Below are 1,430 nucleotides of genomic sequence, written 5' to 3'. Positions count from 1 at the left end.
TAATGCCGTTCAGTTAAGCGACTGAACGGCATTTTTTGTTGGCTGCTCAAAGTAGTTGTAAACCGGGCGTGGCGGTGTTAACTTGCATCGCCATGCTGGTTGATGATCTGCGCCTTCTTGTCGACTCACAGCCACCTCTCGAATGGGGACGGCTGGGCCAGCATCTGCCGTACGAATGGATCGAGTCTGCAGTGCAGGCGAATGGCAGTGCCAGCGTTCGTCGGCGTCGGCTCCCCGCGCAGCAGGTCGTATGGCTTGTGATCGCGCTCGCGCTGTACCGGCACCAGTCGATCAGCGAGGTCGTCGATGAACTGGACCTTGCGTTACCTGTGGCCGACGCGTCGTTTGTCAGTAAGAGCGCCATCACCCAGGCGCGGCAGCGCGTCGGCGCGGCGCCACTGGCGTGGCTGTTTCACGAATCAGCCAGAAACTGGATTGCGCAGGATCAGGACCACTATCTCTTCAAGGGATTCTCGCTGTTCGCGATGGATGGCACCACGCTGCGCACCGCCGACAGTGCCGCCAATCGCAGGCATTTCGGCGCCTCTGCTGCCGCTCATGGCCGCATAGGCAGCTATCCGCAACTGCGCGCGGTTACGCTCACCGCGCTTGCCACGCATCTGGTGCGCGATGCTGTGTTCGGGCCTTACGACATCAACGAAATGGTCTCGGCGCGCGAGCTCATTGCTCGTGTGCCGGCCAATTCCATCACCGTCTTCGACCGGGGGTTCATGTCGGCCCAACTCCTGTGCAATCTGGTCTCGCACGGCGAGAACCGGCATTACATCATTCCGGCCAAATCCAATCTGCGGTGCGAGGTCGTGAGCGGGGGCGACGGTGACCAGATCGTGCGTATGCGCGTCTCACCGCAGGCCCGCGCGAAGTGCCCGGATCTGCCCGAATCCTGGCAAGCGCGCGCTGTGCTCGCCGTGGATGCAAGTGGGCGCAAACGCACACTGCTGACGTCCCTGACTGATCGAAGACGTTTCAAGGCTGCCGACATTGTGGCGTGCTACGAGCGTCGCTGGCAGATCGAGACCAGCTACCACGAGTTCAAGCAGTCGATGCTGGGCATGGAGCTGACGCTTCGCAGCCAGACCGTGGAAGGCGTCTATCAGGAATTCTGGGGCGCACTGATCGCCTATAATCTGGTACGTCTGGAGATGGCCAAAGCCGCGCTGGCGGCCGGACACGCCCCCGATGAGCTGAGCTTCATCCGCGCGTTCCACACCATTCAGTACGAAATGACATGGGCAGCCGTGACGCGCTCGTACGGCAAACTGCCCACGCTGCTCAAGCGCCTGCGCGAGCGGCTCAAACAGCTTCCCAATGAGAAACGGCCCGGGCGCAGTTGCGCTCGGGCCGTCAAATCGCGACCGTTTCGTTACACCGTTCGAGTCCTCAAAAGAAACCTTAACTGAACGGCATTA

General features: G+C 61.0%; 1 protein-coding gene. It reads left to right on the top strand.

Features of this window, described 5'->3' with window-relative positions; all coding sequences use genetic code 11:
* The first annotated feature begins 92 nt into the window (after window positions 1–92).
* Window positions 93–1,421, top strand: coding sequence for an IS4 family transposase (locus PQR02_RS40380; protein ID WP_408243378.1), 1,329 nt, complete (start codon window positions 93–95; stop codon window positions 1,419–1,421).
* Window positions 1,422–1,430: the final 9 nt, after the last annotated feature.

It is taken from the genome of Paraburkholderia sediminicola (genome assembly GCF_046026895.1).
Classification (GTDB): domain Bacteria; phylum Pseudomonadota; class Gammaproteobacteria; order Burkholderiales; family Burkholderiaceae; genus Paraburkholderia; species Paraburkholderia sediminicola_C.
Note: the sequence above shows the minus strand (reverse complement) of the source record. Positions and strands in the feature narration are given on the sequence as shown.

Excerpts from the sequence above, each read along its gene's own strand:
- PQR02_RS40380 (WP_408243378.1), top strand. The coding sequence starts at position 93 with ATGCTGGTTGATGATCTGCGCCTTCTTGTCGACTCACAGCCACCTCTC.